We start from the raw sequence: 4,588 nt of genomic DNA, 5'->3' as shown, positions 1-4,588 counted from the left end.
CCAGGCGCTCTGGCGGCGGACCGTCGTGAACCCGGTACAACGCAGGGATCTCATGCTTCTTGAGGAATTCCGCCGTGGCAACGTTGGCCGCCAGCATGCATTCCTCGATCAGCTTGTGGGCATCGTTGCGCACGGTCGGCCGGATTTCGGCGATCTTGCGCTCGGTGCCGAAGATGATCCGGGTTTCCTGGGTTTCGAAATCGATCGCGCCGCGCACGTGGCGCGCCGCAAGCAGAACCTTGTACAGCGAGTAGAGCTGTTTGAGGTGCGGCACGACATCGGTGTACTCGCCACGCAGCTTGCGCGACTCGGCCAGCTTTGGCGTTTCCAGCATCGCGCTGACCTTGTTGTAGGTCAGGCGGGCGTGAGAGTGGATCACGGCTTCATAGAAGCAGTAGTCAGTCATCTCGCCGGCCTTGGAGATGGTCATCTCGCAAACCATGGCCAGGCGGTCGACATGGGGGTTGAGCGAGCACAGGCCGTTGGACAGTTGCTCAGGCAACATCGGCACGACGCGCTCGGGGAAGTACACCGAGTTGCCGCGAACCTGGGCTTCGGCATCCAGCGCCGAACCGAGCTTCACATAACTGGAAACGTCGGCAATCGCCACGTACAACTTCCAGCCGCCCGAGAACAGGCGCAACTTGCCGGGCCGGGCTTCGCAGTAGACCGCGTCGTCGAAGTCACGGGCGTCTTCACCGTCGATGGTGACGAACGGCAGGTGGCGCAGGTCGATGCGCTTCTCTTTGTCTTTCTCTTCGACTTCCGGCTTGAGCTTGGCGGCTTCTTTCAAGACCGCTTCAGGCCAGACGTGGGGAATGTCGTAGGTGCGCAGGGCAACGTCGATTTCCATGCCCGGCGCCATGTAGTTGCCGACCACTTCCACCACATCGCCTTGCGGCTGGAAGCGCGGGGTTGGCCAGTGGGTGATCTTCACCTCGACGAACTGACCGATCTGCGCGTTGGCATTACGGCCTGGCGTGACCAGCACTTCTTGCTGGATCTTCGGGTTGTCGGCCACGACGAAGCCGATGCCACCTTCCTCGAAATAACGCCCGACGATGGTTTCGTGGGCACGGGAGACCACTTCGACGATCACGCCTTCGCGGCGTCCGCGTCGGTCCAGGCCGGAAACCCGGGCCAGCGCACGGTCGCCGTCGAACACCAGGCGCATCTGCGCCGGGCTCATGAACAGATCGTCGCTGCCATCGTCCGGAATCAGGAAACCGAAGCCGTCGCGGTGGCCGGCGATGCGGCCCAGGATCAGGTCGAGCTTGTCGACCGGGGCATAGGTGCCACGCCGGGTGTAGATCAGTTGAGCATCGCGCTCCATGGCACGCAAGCGGCGGCGCAGGGCTTCGAGCTGGTCCTCGGTGGTCAGGCCGAACTCTTCGACCAACTGCTCACGGCTAGCAGGCGAACCCCGATCGGCGAGATGCGCCAGGATCAGTTCGCGGCTAGGAATAGGGTTTTCATATTTTTCCGCTTCACGAGCGGCCTCGGGATCGAGGGACTGCCAATCGGCCATTAGAGAGTTTTCACCTTGTCTATATGCGGGTTAGTTTGGCATAGGCGTAATGAAACGGGAAATTTCAAGCATCAGATGCCTTTTCTAAAGTCTTTCGACACGCCTTTGAAGCCCCTGATTGCACCGCTCGTGAAATTTAGCGTTTTTTTTGCGCCCAGGGGTTTACAGTTAAAAACACGCTCCGTATAGTGCGCGCCATCGACGACGTAGACACGTTGCCGATATTGCCCAGATGGTGAAATTGGTAGACACGCCAGCTTCAGGTGCTGGTGACCGCAAGGTCGTGGAAGTTCGAGTCTTCTTCTGGGCACCAATTCAAGCTTCAAGGTTATACACCTTGAACCTCACAGAAACCCGCGAAAGCGGGTTTTTGCGTTTCCGGGATCCGGAAATCCCCTCTGTGGCAACGCACATGAGAAACAATATCGTTTATCATTGTTACAAGTTTTTGCTACACGACAGTGAGGAACCCCGCGAATGATGTTTCGAACCACCCTGCGCCGCGCCCTGACCTTCACCCTGCTCGGCCTGACCCTCGCAACGCCCCTCACCCAAGCCGCCGACAAGGTGGAACTGACCCTTTATAACGGCCAACACAAAGAAGTCGGCGACGAACTCGCCAAGGCATTCGAAGCCAAGACCGGCATTCACGTCAACGTGCGCAAGGGCAGCAGCAACCAGCTCGCCAGCCAAGTCGTCGAAGAAGGCGACCGCTCCCCCGCCGATGTGATCTACACCGAAGAGTCGCCGCCGCTGAACAAGCTCGGCGAACAAGGCCTGCTGGCAAAGATCGATGATGCAATCCTCAATGTGCTTCCCAAAGACTACGTCGCCAACAACGGCACCTGGATGGGTGTGACCGCTCGCGTTCGTGTGGTCGCCTACAACCCCAAGCTGGTCGATGAAAAGGACCTGCCGAAAGCCGTCCTCGATTTCGCCCAGCCACAATGGCAAGGCAAGGTCGGCTTCGTACCGACCAGCGGCGCGTTCCAGGAGCAAGCGGTAGCGATCATCAAATTGCACGGCAGGGAAGCCGCCGAAGAATGGCTCACCGGGCTACGCGCCTTCGGCAAGGTCTACAGCAACAACATGGTCGCCCTCAAAGCCGTGGAGAACGGCGAAGTGGCGACGGTCCTGGTGAACAATTACTACTGGTTCGCCCTGCAGCGGGAAAAGGGACAGCTCGATTCCAAACTGCATTACTTCACCGGCGGCGATGCCGGTGGCCTGGTCACCGTCTCCAGCGCCGCCGCACTGAAATCCAGCAAACACCCCAAGGAAGCCCAACAGTTGCTGGCCTACATGGCCAGCGAAGAAGGCCAGCGGGTGATTACCCAGACGTCCGCCGAATACCCGCTGCACAAGGGCATGACATCGGATCGCGGCCTCAAGCCGTTCAATGAGCTGGAGCCACCGAAAGTCACCCCGGCCGACCTCGGCAATGCCGAAGAAGCCTTGGAACTGGAACGTGAAGTCGGCCTGAACTGATGACGCCGTCGCCAAGTGCCTCTCCCGCAGCCGGGGCTTACGCTCCCCGGCGCAAGCGCCCTTCGATCGGGTTGCTGCTGCCAGTGCTGCTGCTTGTCCTGCTGAGCCTGCTGCCATTGGCCTACGTGGTTACAAAGGCATGGCAGGCCGGCTGGGCAGAGGCATTGCATTTGTTGTGGCGGCCTTATGTATTCGGCTTGCTGCGCAACACGCTGATGCTGATGATCGGCGTCACGTTGGCCTGCGGCATCATCGGTCTGTCCCTGGCCTGGCTGCTGGAGCGCAGCAATCTGCCGGGGCGGCGCGTCTGGGGCGTTATCCTGTGCCTGCCGTTCGCGGTGCCGGCGTTTGTCAGCAGCTTCACCTGGGTTTCCCTGGGCGCTCAGTTCGAAGGGTTGGGCGGGGCAATCCTGGTGATGACGCTGTCCAAATATCCGTTGATCTTTCTCCCCGTGGCGGCAACGCTGCGCAACCTCGACCCGTCCCTTGAAGAGTCCGCCCGCACCCTGGGCCACAACCGCTGGGGCGTGTTTTTTCGCGTCACCCTGCCCTTGCTCTGGCCTTCACTGCTGGCCGGCTCCCTGCTGATTGCCCTGCACATGCTGGTGGAGTTCGGTGCGCTGTCGATCATCGGCCTGCAGACGTTTACCACAGCCATTTATCAACAATTCGAACTGGAATTCAGCAACGCCAATGCCGCCATGCTCTCAGCGGTGTTGCTGGTGCTGTGCATGGCACTGTTGTGGCTGGAACTTCGAGTACGCGGCAAGGGCCGCCATGTGCGCACCGGCCAAGGCGCGGCGCGCCAGGCCGGACAGATACGGCTCGGTCCATGGACGCTTCTTGGGCAACTGTATTGCCTGGCCCTTGCGGTCATCGGCAGCGGAATTCCGCTGGGGATGTTGGCGTATTGGCTGGCAGTGGGCACGTCCGCCGCGTTTCCTGCGAGCGAAATTGGCGAAGCGTTACTGTCGTCCCTGGCACTTTCGCTGGGCGGCGCCGCGCTCTGCCTTGTGCTGGCCGTGCCGGTCGGTCTGCTGGTAGTGCGCCACAAGGGGCGGCTGGCGATATGGGCCGAACGCCTGCCTTACCTGCTGCATGCGCTGCCCGGATTGGTGATCGCCCTGAGCCTGGTGTATTTCGCCCTGCACTACGTGCCGGCGCTGTACCAGACTTCAGGCCTGCTGTTGATTGCCTATGCACTGCTGTTCCTGCCACTGGCCCAGGCCCCGGTACGTACCGCGCTGAACAAGGCCGCGCCGCAGCTGGAAGAAGCGGCGCGCACGCTGGGAGCGTCGTCGTTCAGCGCGTTTGGCCGCGTGACCCTGCCGATCATCTTCCCGGCGCTGGGCGCGGCGTTCGCGTTGGTGTTCCTGGATGCGATGAAGGAATTGACCGCCACGCTGTTGCTGAGCCCGACCGGGCTCAATACGTTGGCGACAGCGGTGTGGGCACATACGTCGAATGTGGAATTCGCGGCGGCAGCGCCGTATGCGGCGCTGTTGATAGTGGTGTCGGGGTTGCCGGTGTATTTACTGACGACGCGAATGTATCTGAGCCGCTGAGAGAGCT

At 61.0% G+C, this 4,588-nt stretch carries 3 protein-coding genes and 1 tRNA gene; 3 read left to right on the top strand and 1 reads right to left on the bottom strand.

The features are described 5' to 3' along the window. Window positions 1-1,528, bottom strand: a 1,528-nt coding sequence (locus OC610_RS21715) for a ribonuclease R family protein (protein ID WP_264430666.1), incomplete at its 3' end; no start/stop codon positions are given. A 226-nt stretch (window positions 1,529-1,754) separates the two neighbouring features. On the opposite strand from OC610_RS21715, the gene OC610_RS21710 reads away from it, so the two are divergent. The 3 genes from OC610_RS21710 (at window position 1,755) to OC610_RS21700 (ending at window position 4,581) form a co-directional block, all read left to right on the top strand. Next, window positions 1,755-1,841, top strand: a tRNA-Leu gene (locus tag OC610_RS21710). A 164-nt stretch (window positions 1,842-2,005) separates the two neighbouring features. Then, window positions 2,006-3,016: an extracellular solute-binding protein gene (locus OC610_RS21705; protein WP_264430665.1), complete on the top strand. Its 1,011-nt coding sequence runs from the start codon at window positions 2,006-2,008 to the stop codon at window positions 3,014-3,016. After that, complete coding sequence (locus OC610_RS21700; protein WP_264430663.1) at window positions 3,016-4,581, top strand: ABC transporter permease; 1,566 nt, start codon at window positions 3,016-3,018, stop codon at window positions 4,579-4,581. Before OC610_RS21705 ends, OC610_RS21700 begins: the two co-directional genes overlap by 1 nt. Window positions 4,582-4,588: the final 7 nt, after the last annotated feature.

Origin of the sequence: Pseudomonas agronomica, from assembly GCF_025917275.1 — a bacterium.
GTDB lineage: Bacteria > Pseudomonadota > Gammaproteobacteria > Pseudomonadales > Pseudomonadaceae > Aquipseudomonas > Aquipseudomonas agronomica.
This window is presented reverse-complemented; position numbering and strand designations above follow the sequence as displayed.

What these genes read in the sequence shown, in the direction of transcription:
- OC610_RS21705 (WP_264430665.1), top strand. Translation starts at nt 2,006, where the DNA reads ATGATGTTTCGAACCACCCTGCGCCGCGCCCTGACCTTCACCCTGCTC.
- OC610_RS21700 (WP_264430663.1), top strand. Translation starts at nt 3,016, where the DNA reads ATGACGCCGTCGCCAAGTGCCTCTCCCGCAGCCGGGGCTTACGCTCCC.